Origin of the sequence: Moorella sp. E306M, from assembly GCF_006538385.1 — a bacterium.
Taxonomy (GTDB): domain Bacteria; phylum Bacillota; class DSM-521; order Neomoorellales; family Neomoorellaceae; genus Neomoorella.
Map to the genome: position 1 here is coordinate 149,069 of NZ_BJKO01000001.1, position 16,121 is coordinate 165,189.

Annotated in this window: 10 protein-coding genes and 2 pseudogenes; 3 read left to right on the forward strand and 9 right to left on the reverse strand. The window is 53.0% G+C overall.

The genetic code is table 11. The features are described 5' to 3' along the window. Positions 1–15 precede the first annotated feature (15 nt). From FLZ89_RS00755 to FLZ89_RS00770, 4 genes are all read right to left on the reverse strand, one after another. Positions 16–894 (reverse strand): YicC/YloC family endoribonuclease, encoded by an 879-nt coding sequence (locus FLZ89_RS00755; protein WP_141304109.1) that lies wholly within the window; start codon positions 892–894, stop codon positions 16–18. A 12-nt stretch (positions 895–906) separates the two neighbouring features. Then, positions 907–2,079, reverse strand: coding sequence for an LL-diaminopimelate aminotransferase (locus FLZ89_RS00760; RefSeq protein WP_141264184.1), 1,173 nt, complete (start codon positions 2,077–2,079; stop codon positions 907–909). A gap of 106 nt (positions 2,080–2,185) precedes the next feature. Continuing rightward, complete coding sequence (gene dapF / locus FLZ89_RS00765) at positions 2,186–3,031, reverse strand: diaminopimelate epimerase (RefSeq protein ID WP_141304110.1); 846 nt, start codon at positions 3,029–3,031, stop codon at positions 2,186–2,188. A gap of 76 nt (positions 3,032–3,107) precedes the next feature. Beyond that, positions 3,108–5,879: a cation-translocating P-type ATPase gene (locus FLZ89_RS00770; RefSeq protein ID WP_141304111.1), complete on the reverse strand. Its 2,772-nt coding sequence runs from the start codon at positions 5,877–5,879 to the stop codon at positions 3,108–3,110. A 130-nt stretch (positions 5,880–6,009) separates the two neighbouring features. Between FLZ89_RS00770 and FLZ89_RS00775 the strand changes: the two genes are divergently transcribed. Further along, positions 6,010–7,764: an Rqc2 family fibronectin-binding protein gene (locus tag FLZ89_RS00775; protein ID WP_141304112.1), complete on the forward strand. Its 1,755-nt coding sequence runs from the start codon at positions 6,010–6,012 to the stop codon at positions 7,762–7,764. Between the two features lie 21 nt (positions 7,765–7,785). On the opposite strand, the gene FLZ89_RS00780 is transcribed toward FLZ89_RS00775, so the two are convergent. After that, positions 7,786–8,694 carry a DMT family transporter gene (locus FLZ89_RS00780; protein ID WP_172613373.1) on the reverse strand — a complete coding sequence of 303 codons (909 nt, stop codon included), beginning with the start codon at positions 8,692–8,694 and terminating at the stop codon, positions 7,786–7,788. A gap of 615 nt (positions 8,695–9,309) precedes the next feature. Beyond that, positions 9,310–10,587: an IS110 family transposase gene (locus tag FLZ89_RS00785; RefSeq protein WP_141304113.1), complete on the reverse strand. Its 1,278-nt coding sequence runs from the start codon at positions 10,585–10,587 to the stop codon at positions 9,310–9,312. Between the two features lie 426 nt (positions 10,588–11,013). On the opposite strand from FLZ89_RS00785, the pseudogene FLZ89_RS00790 reads away from it, so the two are divergent. Further along, positions 11,014–12,243, forward strand: a pseudogene (locus FLZ89_RS00790) (IS110 family transposase). A gap of 187 nt (positions 12,244–12,430) precedes the next feature. Here FLZ89_RS00790 and tnpA read toward each other — a convergent pair. After that, complete coding sequence (gene tnpA / locus FLZ89_RS16630; protein WP_428846040.1) at positions 12,431–12,607, reverse strand: IS66 family insertion sequence element accessory protein TnpA; 177 nt, start codon at positions 12,605–12,607, stop codon at positions 12,431–12,433. 244 nt (positions 12,608–12,851) lie between these two features. On the opposite strand from tnpA, the gene FLZ89_RS00800 reads away from it, so the two are divergent. Continuing rightward, positions 12,852–14,237, forward strand: coding sequence for a hypothetical protein (locus tag FLZ89_RS00800; protein WP_216363806.1), 1,386 nt, complete (start codon positions 12,852–12,854; stop codon positions 14,235–14,237). A 130-nt stretch (positions 14,238–14,367) separates the two neighbouring features. On the opposite strand, the gene FLZ89_RS00805 is transcribed toward FLZ89_RS00800, so the two are convergent. Both FLZ89_RS00805 and FLZ89_RS00810 read right to left on the reverse strand, forming a co-directional pair. Then, positions 14,368–15,267: a LysR family transcriptional regulator gene (locus FLZ89_RS00805; protein WP_141304114.1), complete on the reverse strand. Its 900-nt coding sequence runs from the start codon at positions 15,265–15,267 to the stop codon at positions 14,368–14,370. Between the two features lie 356 nt (positions 15,268–15,623). Beyond that, a pseudogene (locus tag FLZ89_RS00810) lies at positions 15,624–16,079 on the reverse strand (IS3 family transposase); the annotation flags it as partial. Positions 16,080–16,121: the final 42 nt, after the last annotated feature.

Below are 16,121 nucleotides of genomic sequence, written 5' to 3' on the forward strand. Positions count from 1 at the left end.
CTCCCCCTCCTTTACCTACTCCACGTTCTGGACCTGTTCGCGCATCTTCTCCAGTTCGCCCTTAACCGCTACTACCAGGTTACTTATGGCCAGATCACCGGCCTTGGATCCGATGGTATTTATTTCCCGCCACATTTCCTGCAGGATAAAATCCAGCCGCCTCCCGGCCGGTTCCGTACCGGCCATGGCCGTGGCCATTTGCTCCAGGTGACTTAAAAGGCGGACGATTTCCTCGGTGATATCGGCCTTTTCGGCCAGCAGGGCTACCTCCATCTCCAGGCGCCCGGGATCAAGGGGTATGCCCCCGCTTAGTTCGGCAACCCGCTCTTTAAGACGCCGGGCATACTCCCGAGGTACTTCCGGCGCCCGTTCCCGGATGGCTTCCACCTGCCGGCGCACATACGCCACCCGTTCTTCCAGGTCGGCCTGCAGGCGTTGCCCTTCGGCCCGCCGCATGGCCAGCAAGTTCTCTACGGCTTTTTCTAAAGCCCCGGCTACTACCGGCCAGAGGGTGGCCTCGTCCCATTCCGGTTCGGCAACTTTAACGACCTCTGGTATAGCTAACAGCTTTTCGGCGGTAATATCCGCCGGAATAGCCAGATTTTGCGCCAATTCCTTCAAGGCATTATAATACGCCATTGCCAGGCCCATGTCAACGGTTAGCGGCCGTTTCTCCCCATTTTCTTCGCTAATGCTCACCATTACTTCGACGCGGCCCCTGCTGAGGCTATTTTTAATAACCTGGCGTATCTTTTCTTCCAGGGCTGTATAAAGGCGGGGCAGTCGGATTACCACATCCAGGAAACGCTGGTTTACGGCCCGGATCTCTACGGTAACCGTCCTGCCGGCGCCCCTGGCTTCACCCCGGCCGTAACCAGTCATACTGTTCAGCATGGCCTGCTCCTTCTAAAACTCTACTTTACCTAAAGCCCGCCGCAGGCGTTCAATGGCTTCCTGCATGCGTTCTTTGCTGATAGTCAAAGCAATGCGGAAATAACCTTCGCCATAGCTGCCATAGCCGTTACCCGGAGTTATAATCACGCCGGCTTTTTCCAGGACCATCTCGGCAAACTCGGCCGAAGTATAGCCCCTGGGTACCGGCGCCCAGACATAGAAAGTAGCTTTGGGCTTCTCCAGCTGCCAGCCCAGGGAGTTAAGACCGTCAACGATGATGTCCCGCCGCTCCTGGTAAATGCGCCGTACCTCGTCAAGACCTTCCTGGGGCCCCGTCAGGGCGGCAATGCCGGCATACTGGACGGCCTGGAAGACCCCGGAGTCAATGTTGGACTTGAGCCGTCCCAGGGCTTCGATGACATCAGCGCGGCCGCAGGCCCAGCCCAGGCGCCAGCCGGTCATATTGTAGGGTTTGGATACGGAGTTAAACTCAATACCGACGTCTTTAGCTCCGGGAGCCTGCAGGAAGGAAGGGGCGCGGTAGCCGTCGTAGGTAATTTCGCTATAGGCGGCATCATGGCAGACAATAAGATCATAGTTTTTAGCGAACTCAACCACTTCCTGGAAAAATTTTAAGTCTGCTACGGCGCCGGTAGGGTTATTGGGGTAATTGATAAACATCAGCTTGGCCCGGCGGGCGACATCGCTAGGAATATCCCTGAGATCGGGTAAAAAGCCGTTGGCTGCCGTAAGAGGCATAAAGTAGGATTCCCCGCCGGCCAGCAGGGTGCCGATATTGTAGACGGGATAGCCGGGGTCGGGTACCAGATTGATATCGCCGGGGTCAACGTAGCAGAAGGAGATATGGGCGATACCCTCTTTGGACCCAATGAGGGTTACTACTTCCCGGCGGGGATCAAGGTCCACATTGTAAAGTTTACGATACCAATCGGCCACGGCCTGGCGAAAAGAGAGCATCCCTACCGAAGTGGGATAGCGGTGGTTTTCAGGGTTATGGGCCTGCTCTACCAGTTTTTCTATGACATGGGCCGGGGTAGGCATATCAGGATCGCCGATACCCAGGCTGATGATATCAACTCCCCGTTCCCGGGCCTCTTCTATTTTTTTCTCAATGCGGGCAAATAAGTAGGGTGGTAACTCACGGATACGCCTTGCTTCTTGCATTAATTTTATCCTCCTTACCAGAATAGCATCTTTTAAGCGGGGGCCACCCACCGCTCAAAAGCTTTGCCTCGGTAAACGATATTACCTGCCACCTGCAGTGGCGGTTTTAGTCCTCAGAAAGGGGGAAATCACCCCGGAAGACTTCTACTGCCGGTCCGGTCATGTAGACATGATTATTATCCTTTGACCATTCTATCTGCAGGTCGCCGGCAGCCAGGTGGACCGTCACTTCCCGGTTGCTGCGGCCGGTGAGGGCCCCGGCAACAGCAGCGGCGCAGGCGCCGGTACCGCAGGCCATGGTCTCCCCGGCCCCCCGCTCCCAGACGCGCATTTTTAGCTCGCCGGGGTTCAGGACCTCAATGAACTCGACGTTGGTGCGCTGGGGAAAGAGGGGATGGTTTTCTACCGCCGGTCCTACCGTAGTCACGGGAGCCTCCTCCACATCCGCAACAAAAAAAACGCAGTGGGGGTTTCCCATGGACACGCAGGTTCCCCGCCAGGTGGTACCGGCCACCGTCACCGGCTCGTCCAGCACCGGGGAACCTTCCCCGGCCATGGGAATCTGGCTCCGCTCCAGGCGGGGCTCGCCCATGTCTACCCGGACGCCGGCTACTTTACCGTCCTTGAGGATCAGCCGGGGCTTTATAATCCCGGCCAGGGTTTCCACCTGGATTACCGGTCCCCGGACCAGCCCTGCTTCATAGGCATAGCGGGCAAAACAGCGGATGCCATTGCCGCACATCTCCGGCTCACTGCCGTCGGGATTAAAAATGCGCATCCTTAAGTCCGCCCGGACTGAAGGCAATACCAGGATAAGGCCATCGGCGCCAATACCAAAACGGCGATGGCAGACCCGCCGGGCAAGTTCGGCTAAATCGCCCGGCAATTTTTCTTCCAGGGCGTTTACCAGGACAAAATCATTCCCGAGGCCATGCATCTTGACAAAATGCAACGGCAATCACCCTTATCTTTCACGGCATTTGATGCTCTTATTTTAACATTACCCTTTAATTTTTACCACCTTTATTTTATCTCTGCCACACCAGGCGCCTGGCCGGGGCCAACAGGTAGTAATATATGGCCTGGAGGATGGTGCGCCATCCGGCTGCCAGGATAACTATACCCCAGTGGAAGGAGTTCAAAGGTACTGTTTTAAAGACGGCCTGGAGCAGGGGTATGTAAAGTACCAGGAGCTGCATGGCGGCTGAACAGGCTACGGCCAGCACCAGGTAGGGGTTGGAAAAATAGCCTGCCGCAAAGGGTGAAAGGTGTTCGGAACGGCATTCAAAGACGGCGAAGAGCTGGGCCATGACCAGGGTGGTAAAGGACAGGGTGCGGGCGGTGAGTAAATCGCCATCGCCCAGGTACAGGCCCAGGATAAATACGGCCAGGGTGGCCACGCCGATCTGGAGACCCAGGACGGCCATGCCCCTGCCCAAACCACGGGCGAAAACACTTTCTCCGGGCGGTCGGGGCGGCCGCTGCATCAAGCCCGGCTCCTTGTTGTCCACCCCCAGGGCCATGGCCGGCAGGCCGTCGGTAACCAGGTTCATCCAGAGAATCTGGATGGGTAAGAGGGGCAGGGGCAGGCCGCTGACAACCGCCACGAACATGGTAAATACTTCCCCGATATTACAGGACAGCAGGTAGCGGATAAATTTACGGATATTATCATAAATGCCGCGGCCCTCTTCCACGGCGGCCACAATAGTGGCGAAATTATCGTCGGCCAGGACCATGGCGGCGGCTTCCCTGGCCACGTCGGTGCCGCTGCGGCCCATGGCAATGCCGATATCAGCCTCTTTAATGGCCGGAGCATCGTTGACCCCGTCCCCGGTCATGGCCACAATATGGCCGCCGGCCTTTAAAGCCCGGACGATGCGCAGCTTGTGGTGGGGCGAAACCCGGGCGTAAACATTGATTTCCGGGGCCACCCCGGCCAGCTCGGCATCGGTCATCGTTTCCAGTTCCCGGCCGTTTAAAACCTGACCTTCTCCTGCCGGCAGTCCCAGTTCCCTGGCCACGGCCCGCGCCGTTACCTGGTGGTCGCCGGTAATCATAACCACTTTAATTCCCGCCTGGTGGCAGACGCGGATGGCCGCTGCCGCTTCCGGCCGCGGCGGGTCCAGCATACCCATTAAGCCCACCAGGATAAGGTTCTTTTCTACCGTTTCTCCATTTAATTCCGCTCCCGCCTCCAGGTCGCGGTAAGCCAGGGCCAGGACCCGCAGGGCCTGCCCGGCCATAGCCTCATTCTCGGCTCTGATGAGCTCGCGCCGGGCGGCATCCAGGGGCAGGACCCTGCCGTCCACGAGGATCCGGTCACAGAGGTCGAGGATCACATCCGGGGCCCCTTTGACATAAGCCCGTAAGCCCCGGCCGGCCCGGCAGATGACGCTCATGCGCTTGCGGCCGGAATCAAAGGGAATTTCGGCCACCCGGGGTTCTTCCCGTTCCAGCCGTTCCCGCCAGAGACCACCTTTGGCAGCTGCCACCAGCAGGGCGCCTTCCGTAGGATCGCCGCTGATACTCCAGCTGCCGCTGTTGCGGTTCTTTGGTCCCTCACCGGCCCTCTCCCGGCCGCCGTTCCGGCGCAGCCAGCCGCCAATGGTCAGGCCGGCCTTCTGCAGGACGGCGTTGTTGCACAGGGCGGCAATGCTGAGCAGCATTTTAAGGTCGCCTGCCACGGTCACCCGCCGGCCCTGGTCCAGGTATTCACCCTGGGGAATATATCCAGTTCCGCTCACCATTAGGCTTCTGCCGCCGGCCCAGACCCGGCGCACGGTCATTTGGTTCTGGGTGAGGGTCCCGGTCTTGTCCGAGCAAATCACCGTAACACATCCCAGGGTCTCTACGGCCGGCAGCTTGCGAATGATGGCCTGGCGCTGCACCATCTTCTGTACCCCCAGGGCCAGGCATACGGTGACAATGGCCGGCAGGCCCTCGGGGATGGCTGCCACGGCTAGACTTACGCCGGCCAGGAACATACTATACAATTCTTCGCCCCGGAAGGTACCGATGCTAACCACAGCAGCGCAGATAGCCAGGCAGGCCAGCACCAGCCAGCGGCCTAAGGCAGCCAGGCGCTTTTGTAAAGGAGTATCTTCATCTTCCACTTCCTGGAGCAGACCGGCAATTTTCCCTACTTCCGTGTTCATTCCTGTGGCTACCACTACAGCCTCGCCGCGGCCGCTGGTGATCACCGTCCCCTGGTGGACCATATTGCGCCGGTCGCCGACGGCTACCGGTCCTCGCAGAGGACCGGGCACTTTATGGACCGGAACCGACTCGCCGGTGAGGGCCGCCTCATCGGCCTGGAGGTTAACGGCTTTTAAGAGCAGGGCATCGGCCGCCACCCGGTCGCCGCTTTCCAGGAGCAAAATATCGCCGGGGACAACCTCCCGTGCCGGTACCCGCCGCACCTCATTATCCCGCCGCACCCGGGCCTCCGGCGCCGCCATTTCTTTTAAAGCTTCCAGGGAACGTTCGGCCCGGTATTCCTGGATAAAGCCCAGGATGGCATTGATAACCACAATGGCCACAATGGTTATAGCATCGGCTATTTCCCCAAGAAAGGCCGAAACAGCAGTAGCCGCAAGTAACACCAGGACCATGAAATCTTGAAACTGGTTCAGGAAGATTATATAAGGCGGTACCTTCGGTTTGGCCTTTAGCTGGTTGGGACCGGCTTCCTCCAGGCGCCGACGTGCTTCCGCCCCTGCCAGGCCCCGTTGGCCGTCTGACTGCAAAACCTGCAAGGCTTCGTCAGGACTCATCTGGTACCAAAGACGTGACTGCATTCCCCTCGTCCCTTCTTTCTTCCGAAATCACCATCAGTCTATGCCTGTCCCTGGAAGAAAAGAACAGCCGGGCAGGGAGTTTCCAGTCACCTGGGGGCATGTTATACTATGGAGGAAGGGGCGAGATTTAATGGCTTTTGATGGTCTTTTCCTTGCTGCCATCAAGGAAGAATTAACCGGACTGATAGGCAGCCGTGTTGACCGCATCTTTCAACCTGAAAAAGAAACCATCATTCTCCACCTGCGTAAAGGCCGCGACACCAAAAAACTCCTCCTCTGCAGCCTGGCCGACCAGGCGCGGGTGCATCTAACGGCGGCCGCCTTTACCAATCCCGTCACCCCGCCCCTCTTCTGCATGGTCCTGCGCAAGCACCTGGAGGGTGGGACCCTGGCGGCCGTCGAGCAGCCGGGCCTGGAGCGAGTCCTGTTATTCCATTTTCATACGACCGATGAACTGGGCCGGCCGGCGACGCGGCAACTGGTAACTGAAATCATGGGCAAGCACTCCAACATTATTCTCCTTAACCCCGAGGGCAACATTATTGACGCTGCCCGCCGTTACACCCACGCCGTCAGCCGCCACCGGGAAGTCCTGCCCGGGCGCCCTTATGTCCCGCCGCCGGCTCAGGTTAAGGCCGATCCCCGCAGCCTCGACGACGAAGCCTTTACCCGTCTCATCCTGGAAGGGCAGTGGAATACACCCCTGGAGCGCCTGCTGGTGGAAAAACTCGCAGGATTAGGGCCGGAAACCGCCCGGGAAGTCGTCTGCCGCGCCGGCCTGCCGGCCGGGGCAACCATGGAAGGCTGCGGCGAATACGAACTGGCCCGCATTTACCAGGCCCTCCGGGAAATCATGGCGGCTGCCAGCCCTGAGGCCTGGCAACCGGTTGTCGTCATGGGACAGGAACGGCAGCCCCTGGCCTTTGCCGCCTTTGAACTACACCAGTATGAGGGATTACCCCGGCAGCCTTTCCCAACCCCCTCGGCCGCCTGCGACAGTTTTTATCAGGCCCGGCGGGAACGGCAGCTCCTGGAAGGAGCCCGGCGCAGCCTGGAGCATATCCTCGATCGGGAATTGAAACGCTGCTATAAAAAAGAAGGACTGCAGGCGGCTACGGTGGCTGAGGCTGCCGGCGCGGAAAAATTCCGCCTGGCCGGGGAAATCATCACTGCCAATATCTACCGTCTGGAAAAAGGGCAGTCTACTTTAACGGCCCCCAACTTCTATGATCCGGCGGGCGAAATGGTAACCATCGAGCTGGACCCGTCTCTGACCCCGGCCGAAAACGCCCAGATGTATTTCCACCGCTACAACAAGGCCAAAAATGCCGCCCGCCTGGCTAAAGAGCAACTGGAACAAACCCACGCCGAGATAGCTTACCTGGAAAGCATCGCCCAGGCCTTGAGCATGGCCGCAACTTTCGACGACCTGGCGGAAATCCGGCGGGAGCTGCGTCAGGCAGGGTATCTGCCGGAAGAAAAGGAAAAAGAAAAGCCGGGAAAAAAGGGTGATAAAAAAGATGCCGCCCGGCCCTCCCGGCCCCTGGAATTTACTTCACCCGATGGTTTTAAAATCCTGGTCGGCAAAAATAATCGCCAGAACGACTGGCTGACCTTAAAATATGCCGCTTCCAGCGACCTCTGGCTCCATGCCAAGGACATCCCCGGCTCCCATGTGATCATCCGCACCGGAGGCCGGGAAGTGCCCGCCCCCACCCTGGAAATGGCCGCCCGCCTGGCGGCCCGCTACAGCCGCGCCGGCCAATCCAGCCGGGTGCCGGTCGACTACACCCTGGTGAAAAACGTCCGCAAACCCGCCGGCGCCAGGCCCGGCATGGTCATTTACGACCACCAGCGGACGGTTTATGTAACGCCGGCGGAATAAGGTTCATTCGCCGGGACTACCTTAAGTATTATCCGGGGCAACGGCCCCTTGCCCGGCGACTTGTTGCCAGGTTACTCCCAGCAGGATGAGGGTCCCCCCCAGGATCTGGCCGGGCTGCAGTTTTTCCCCCAGCACCAGGAAACCCAGGACCGCGGTAACTACCGGTTCCAGGGTACAGATAATAGCTACACGCGATGCACCTAAATAGGTCAACCCTTTAGCCATGGCCATATAGGCCAGGACGGTGGTGATTAAGGCCAGCACGGCAATGGCCAGAAGTGCCTGGATATTAAAGGAAAGATTAAAATTTCCCGTCATTAACGCTACAAACAAAAATGCCACGCCCATGGTCAAAGTGGCATAAGCGTTAAAAATTTTGGGTTCCAGGCGCTTCAACAGGCGGGTCTGTCCTACCATAAAAATGCCGTTGGCCAGAGCGGCCAGAAGAGCGGCCGCCGTCCCCCCTCCTTTCCAATCCCCTGCAGGTATCCCCAGGACTATGCTCAGGCCCAAAAAGGCCAGGAAAAGGGCCCCGCCCTTGGCCCTGGTAAGGGGTTCATGTAAAAAGACGGCGGCAAGGATGGTTACGATAGCCGGATAAATATAAAAAAAGAGTATGGCTGCTGCTGCCGGGATATGCTGAAAGGCGTAAAAAAGTAGAAGCACCGTCAAAGCCTGTCCTCCCAGGGAGAGGACTATCAGCTGGTAAAATGTGCGTTGGTCTACCCTCCAGTTTGAAGGGAAAAGCAACAGGTTGCCCCAGAAAAATGTAGCTGCGAACAGAAAACGGAGGGCCAGGGTAGTCAGCATATTAGCCCCGCCGGCATAGGCCAGCTTGGCTGCTACCCCTTCTGTTCCCAAGGCGACCGCGGCCAGGGCCGCAAAAACAATACCCCAGATTTCCCTGGAACCACCGTTTCGTCTAACCAACGCTTATCCTCCTGTACAGTTAAGGCATGGCGGGCTCCAACCGCTCTACCAGCTATTCTAAGATTCTAAAATACCTGGTAGATAATGTCTACCTTCCAAGCTCGTGCTGGCCTCCCTTGAGACCGCAAGTATGAAAATGGCCCTATCCTGTTGCATTACAGGAAAGGGCCAAACCCCAGGAAGTCACATTGGCACCTCCGGAGGTTCTTCCCAGTATATTGTTATTTTTCCCGTGTTGGCAGGAAATAACTCCCGTAAGCGTAAAATAACCCCCACCTATCTCAATAATTTGCTTCTAGCTCGTTAAATCGCCTGCTCTCTTAGATTTTCAATTTTTTACGATGAAGTCCAAGAGGGCAGACTAAGCCTCCATCATCGTCCACAACAACAAGACGATGGTTTAATCTTTAAGTCTTGGGTAGTAACCTCACCACTTCCTGGCCCTCGGCTACCCTATCATGTCTCCCGGGGTCTATGCCCTGTTTCATTCCTTCGTTCGGCCTTTTGAGGGCGGGTGGGATATGCCTAGTACTCTCATGCAGGGTCTATGCCCTTATGGAGGTGATTAAGGCTTCCCCCACCCAAGACTTTTTACCTTGTGTTTGGGGTTTATTTTTAAGCTGCTTGCTGTAATTGGGCGCGGCGATAGTCGCCTAATACTTTGTCAGGGTCGTAGTTTTCTTTCTTCCTGGCCAGGCCGTACATCACCCGCAGTAATTTTACGGCTATGGCTATTAAGGCCTGCTTTTTCTTTAAGGGGTTTTCCCGCCTGGTCAGGAAGTAGTGGTACAGGGCTTTAAATTCATGGTTTTTGGCTACCAGAGTTATACTGGCCTGGTATAACAGGTTCCTTAATTCGGCTCGCCCGCGTTTGGATATTTTGCTTTGCCCGTTCTTCTGCCCGGAACTTTGTTCGCTTAAGTTCAGGCCGGCGAGTTTTTGGATTTGCTTCCAGTGCTCGTAATTTTGGGGATCGCCTATTTCACCTAAAAAGCCGGCTACTGTTACCAGGCCTATACCGGGGATGCTTAATAAATTGCCTGCGATATCTATTCCTGCCAAAATATCGGCCATGGCTGCTTCTGTTTGCTTGATCTGCTTTTGGTAAAAGGCTATTTCGTCCAGGCAGGCGTTTAATCTGTGTTGGGCTCCGGTTAATCCTTCGGTTACTCCTATCGATTCCTGGGCCGTCTGGTAGAGGGCCTGGGCCCTTTTTATCCCTACTCGGTGGTTACTCGCTTCTTTTAGCTTCGCGGCTAATTCTTCGAGTTTATAGGCTAATATTAACCTGGGGAAGGGACAGTTCCTTAAGACCCAAAGGGCGGCTTTGCCTAACAGGTTTTTGAATATTTGCCCCAGCTCGGGGAAGTATTCGTCCAGGATGGCCTGGAGTTGGTTTAAGGCACTGTTTAGTTTCCGGCGTTGTTGTCGCCGGGTTACGGTCAGGTTCCTTAGTTCGGCATATTTTCCTTTGGGCAAAAGGCAGTGGAGGAAATTCCCGTCCTTGACTACTTTGGCTATTATCCCGGTGTCTTTGCGGTCGTTCTTGGTGGGGGAGTTGCCTACTTCCTCTTTCCGCCTTTTGACGTGATAGGGATTGACTATCACTACTGTATAACCCTGCTCCTGGAGAAACCATGCTAAGGGTTTCCAGTAGTGGCCGGTGGGTTCCATGCCGATTACTACCCTTGTTGCCTGGGCTTTTTCTTTGGCTTCTTCCATTTTTGCCACTAGACGATAATAGCCTTCTTTGCTATTATGAAACTTGAAGGGTTTGACCACATCCAGTTCGATTTGGTTATAGATCCGTGCCCAGTGGTTGTGTTTGGCTACATCGATACCGACAATTATCACATCACCATGGACCAGTAATTTATTTTGCACCTCATTCATTCGGTTTCTCGCCTCCTGGTGGGTTTGTTTGTTTTGAGTCTATTTTCTTTTTACCAGGAGGCTTTTTTATTGGCAACACCTCCTTGTATGATATGACCAACGGTTAAATTTCCAGTTGGTCATTTATTTTGTCATAAAAAGTGTTTGACCTTTGAGGTATCCTCTGGGACAGTCACGGTAGAACCGATGGCGGGGCAGTTCAACACCTCCTGCACTTTCTAAGTGCTTTTGAAGACTGCTCCCCGGGCCTGGCGGCAACCGCTTACGCGCGGGTCGCACGCCCTTTAGAGGTTCTCCCTTCAGCAAGGAGCTGCGCACCAGTCTCTTAAGGGTCGGTGCTCATCAGCAAGGTTGCTGTTACGTCAGGTTCCCAGGGATACCCCAATTTTGGTTCGTTATTTCCCCGGGAAAGGAGGTGTTTTTGCTATGGGTAAAACCCTTTTTGTCGGTATCGATATAGGGTCCGACACCAATGTGGTCCGCATCCTCGACGATACCGGTAAAGATGTCTGTGGTTTCAACGTTTCCAACGACCTCCCCGGGGCCGAAAGGCTTGTGGAAAGGATTGTTGCTGAAGCTTAGTTACTTAATGCTGATAAGGTTAAGATTGGCATGGAGGCCACTAACCTGTATTGGTGGCACCTTTCCCAGGCCCTGCATGAGGCTCCTGAACTCTCGGCTTTTGCTACTGAAATAGCGGTGATTAACCCTAAGGTAATTGATGGTTTTAAGCGTATCTACCCGGATATGGCTAAGACCGATTCCTTGGATGCCCGGGTTATTGCTGATTGCTTGCGGTTTGGACGGGTACGTCCAACACCCCCTCCTGATATGACCTATGCTCCTTTGCAACGGCTTACCCGGTTTCGCTATCACCTGGTCAGTAACCTCACTCGTGAGAAGAACAGAGCCCTCAATCTGATATTCCTTAAGTTCTCTACCTACCAGAAGGAATGTCCCTTTTCCGATTTGTTCGGGCAGGCCTCCCGGGCTGTCGTTGGCAACCTCACCCCTGATGAAATTGCTAATATGCCGGTGGAAGAACTGGTCGACATGATGCTGCAACACGGCAATAACCGCTTGAAGGATGTCCCGGAGATGGCTAGGGTAATTAAACAGGCAGCCCGCAATTCCTACCGTTTAAACCCTAAAATGCGGGATGCTGTTGATGTTACCCTGGCCATGTCCCTGGAAACCATCCGCTTCTTTGAAACCCAGCAGAAGAAGATCGACCAGGTCATTGCTAAAGAACTAAAAGCCATTCCTCAAACACTGGATACCGTTCCTGGGATCGGGCCGGTTTACTCCGCCGGCATAGTAGCCGAAATAGGTGACATCTCCAGGTTTAAGAACCACAATGCCCTTGCTAAATTCGCGGGCCTGACCTGGCGGCAGCATCAGTCCAGCAAGTTTACTGCCGAGGATATCCCCCTCACCAGGTCCGGTAATTATTACTTACGGTACTACCTCATTGAAGCGGCTAATTCCGTCCGGGTGCGGGAGCCGGAATATGCCGCGTTCTACCGTAAGAAATTTACCGAAGCCAGGCATCATCACCATAAACGTGCCCTGGTCCTGACTGCCCGCAAGCTCGTGCGCATGGTCTTCACGCTGCTGAGTGAGGGCCAAATCTACCGGCAAAGGAGGTTGGGTTAAACATTTCTTTTGCAACTGTCTTTTACTGTTCGTGCTGGTAATTATTGTTTTGTTTTGCCGGCTTGGTTTCTTATTGCCTTTTTACATTTTGAGACATTAAAATTTCCAATTCAGGGTCTTGACATTTTACCGCGGGTCTTAAATCATTACAGGAATGCTTAGATAATAGGTGGGGGTTATTTTATGCTTACGTAACGCAAAAAGTGGGTAGTATTTGACGCTTACCTTCTACCGGCAACCATCTGTTGGATTCCCCTGAGGAAACTCCGTTCTGTTTTTTATACTTCCGCAGCCAGTACCATAATTGTTTGGGGCTAACGTCTTCATGGGAGGCGCACCACTCTTTAACGCTTTGCCCGCTCATCTGTAAGCGTAAAATAGCCCCAACCTATCACCGAGGTGGGGCTAAAACAAGCTTAATTATTTCATCCGGCAAATAGGAGGCAGAGTTTCTGCTTCTGGCGGTTTTCATTTTTTGCATAATGCTATTCGCTAATGTTATTTCCATATGTATCAAAAGCAGAGTATATTATTTTATAGGGTTTGAATTCAAACTCTTTTATAGGGTTTGAATTCAAACTCTCAAAAAACAAGAAAGGAGTTTTAGCATGGCAAAAGGTGAAAGATACTTAAAACACACTCCGTATGTTCCGTATGACCCAAATTGTTCTACCTATTGTCAAAGCGAAGGTGGCATGATCACTCCGTTTGAAGCGGGAGGCTTCCATCCATATGAATACGAAGGCTGGATTAAAGAATGCTTATCCTGGCATACTTCGTGTTATCTCCACGCAGGGCTGAATCCGACAAATACCTATCGCCTCAAAGGGCCAGATGTCCTGAAGTTGCTCTCCGACATAAGCGTAAACAGCTTCAAAAAATTTGAGGTAGGCAGTTCCAAACACGTCATCATGTGCAACGAAGAGGGATACATTGTCATTCACGGAGCGGCGCTAAGATTGGCGGAGGATGAAGTCCTTACATTTTGGCTGTGGCCCTATATCGAGTTTGCGTTAAAACAAGGAAATTATGATGTTGTAGGGGAAAACCTGACAGGCAAGGTCTTCTTATATCAGCTGGGAGGTCCCAGATCCCTGGAGGTGGTTGAAGCGGCGGCAGGCGAGGATCTGCATGATATTAAGTTCTTGAGATTCAAGAATACTCGTATTGACGGCAGAGAAGTTATGGTTTATAGAATCGGTATGTGCGGCACTCTGGCTTATGAAGTCCACGGCAAAGTGGAAGATGCGATCCCTGTCTATAATGCATTATTGAAAGCCGGCGAGCCGTTTGGTATAACCAAACTGGGCAGACATGCTTATCGTGTTGTTCATACTGAAGGCGGTTTCCCACAGGTTGCTTATCATTTCTTCTTCGCCAACAGAGAAGGCTTGGATGAATTTATGGCCAACCACGAATCGGATATATATGGTTTTAGGCCCCCCGTTCTTAAGGGAAGCATGGACCCAGATATAAAGCTCCACCTAAGAAACCCTGTTGAAGTCGGCTGGGCTAAGATGATTAATTTCGATCATGATTTCATCGGTAAAGAAGCTCTTCAGAAGATAGTAGCAAATCCGAAAAGAAAAATGGTAACCTTGGAGTGGAACCCGGAGGATATTCTGGATATATACAGATCGTGGTTCGACCCGGACGAGGAGCCCTATAGCTTCATGGAGTTTCGCGGAGAAGGTTGGGCATTTTATAATGGAGGCAATGAGTATCACGCAGATGCGGTACTTAATAAGGATGGGAAGGTAATCGGCATCAGTTCCGGGCGGATGTTCAGCCCCTATTATCGTAAGATGATCTCCCTTTGCTCTATCGATGTCGAATATGGCGAAATCGGAACGGAAGTAACAATTCTTTGGGGTGAAAAAGGAACGAAGCAGAAGGAGATCCGGGCGACTGTGGCCAGATTCCCGTATGTGGATAAAGACAGAAACGAAGACGTGGATACTGAAACGATTCCCAGGCTGAAAGATAGAAAATAATTTTTTCGGGGCAGCATCCTCTGGTTAATAAAGCTTGACGAAAATAAGAAAAGCGTTCGGTTAAGCTCATCAGGCCCTGGGACTGCCCGCAGGCGTTGCCCAGGGCTCTATTCATCGGCCTATTATTCTTTTATCTTTCTTTAGCGTTACCGGCAAAAATACGGTTGACTTGTTTAAGAAACAGGGGAATGGCAGGGTTGTTATTATCAAACTTGTATGCCCAGCACATTTCCAAAAAAAAGTCGTCTTCATCGATGTCAACGAAATCGATGTTTTTTCTCCGCATAATGCGTAGATGGCTTGGTACTATTGCAACTCCTTGTACTTCGGCCATGGTGAAAGAGATGGTATCGACATGTTCGGAATAAATGAATCGCTTGGGGTAAACGCCGTGTGTGGCAAGCAAGTGCTGTATGTATTCGCTTAATTCGATATCGGATTGAGAAAACACGATGGTTTTGCCGACCAATTCCTTGATGGAAACGATCTTTTTTGCAGCCAGCGGATCATCGGCCAGCACCATAATGGCTAGCTTCTCCCTGCAGATCTTATGGTAACGGATCAGGTCGGAATGCGGAAATGGCAGACGCATTATAAGTCCCAAATCGATTTTATCTTCTAACAAGTTTTGAACAAGCGGACGGGGTTGATACGAGAGGAACGACAGCTTAACGCCGGGATAGTTGTCCTTAAACAATTCTACGACCGGGGTAACATATTCCTCAATAGCATAATATAGCATTCCGATCTTTAGCTCGCCGGTAAAACCTGAGGAAAGCAACCGGATTTGGGACATAAGAGCATCGTATTGCTTTATAATCTTTTTAAACTCCTCTAAAACAAGTTTCCCGGCGGGCGTCAATTCAACGGATTGTTTTGTTCTTTTTAGCAGTTGGATACCCATTTGTTCCTCGACCACAGCGATATGCCTGCTCAACGCAGGCTGGGTCATAAACAGTTTGTTTGCAGTTTCCGTAAAATTGAGGTTTTCTGCCAAAGCAATATATTCGCGCATATAATCAATCTTCATTCGGAACACCTTATTTCTCACCGGTAGTTATACAGCTTTTGTCTGTTTTAATAATATATTTACATTTGCGGTCATGTCAAGCAGAGTATTGTAAGGTGTACGTGTCAAGATGTAGTAGGCAAAAAGAGACCTCACATAAAAACCCCATATTTACCCAGCACCTTTTCCGGCTCCGGAGTATTGTGCAGTAATTCGCTGCGCCTGTCATGGTTAAAGCTTACGGCCGCCTACGGCGACCTTGACAGGCTTAGCGAATTACTGCCTGCTCTAATTAAGCCGGAAAAGGGGTTAGAATATAGCTCCACTAACTCTTGTTAGTTGCCTCATGGACTTCCCCCGTTTAATAGGACACCAACTTAAGCCACATTTCTCAGGTTATCATAGTTTTTCTCAAGTTCTTCCGGTGTCTTATACCCGAGTGCTGAATGTAACCTGAACCGGTTGTAAAAAACCTCGATGTACTCGAAGATTTCTAGCTCGGCTTCTGCCCGGGTTTTAAAACGGCGATGATATACGAATTCCGTCTTCAATGTTTTTAAAAAGCTTTCCATTGGGAAGTTGTCCCAGCAATCTCCTTTGCGGCTCATAGAGCAGATAAAGCCATATTGCTGCAACAGCCGCTGATAATCGTTGCTTGTGTATTGGCTGCCGCGGTCGGAGTGGACGATAAGTTTTCCTGGCTTGGCCCGCGGTTGCTGACGGCATTATTTAAGGCCTCAATCACCAATTCCCGGTTGAGATTTTTCCGCATTGAATAACCGGTAATCCTTCTGGAATAGAGGTCCATGACCCGCCAGGTACAACCAGCCATCCACAGCGTGTAAGGGAGTAGAATCAGCAAGATTTGGGTGCCC

Excerpts from the sequence above, each read along its gene's own strand:
- FLZ89_RS00755 (WP_141304109.1), bottom strand. The coding sequence starts at position 894 with ATGCTGAACAGTATGACTGGTTACGGCCGGGGTGAAGCCAGGGGCGCC.
- FLZ89_RS00760 (WP_141264184.1), bottom strand. The coding sequence starts at position 2,079 with ATGCAAGAAGCAAGGCGTATCCGTGAGTTACCACCCTACTTATTTGCC.
- FLZ89_RS00770 (WP_141304111.1), bottom strand. The coding sequence starts at position 5,879 with ATGCAGTCACGTCTTTGGTACCAGATGAGTCCTGACGAAGCCTTGCAG.
- FLZ89_RS00775 (WP_141304112.1), top strand. The coding sequence starts at position 6,010 with ATGGCTTTTGATGGTCTTTTCCTTGCTGCCATCAAGGAAGAATTAACC.
- FLZ89_RS00785 (WP_141304113.1), bottom strand. The coding sequence starts at position 10,587 with ATGAATGAGGTGCAAAATAAATTACTGGTCCATGGTGATGTGATAATT.
- tnpA (WP_428846040.1), bottom strand. The coding sequence starts at position 12,607 with ATGAGCGGGCAAAGCGTTAAAGAGTGGTGCGCCTCCCATGAAGACGTT.
- FLZ89_RS00800 (WP_216363806.1), top strand. The coding sequence starts at position 12,852 with ATGGCAAAAGGTGAAAGATACTTAAAACACACTCCGTATGTTCCGTAT.
- FLZ89_RS00805 (WP_141304114.1), bottom strand. The coding sequence starts at position 15,267 with ATGAAGATTGATTATATGCGCGAATATATTGCTTTGGCAGAAAACCTC.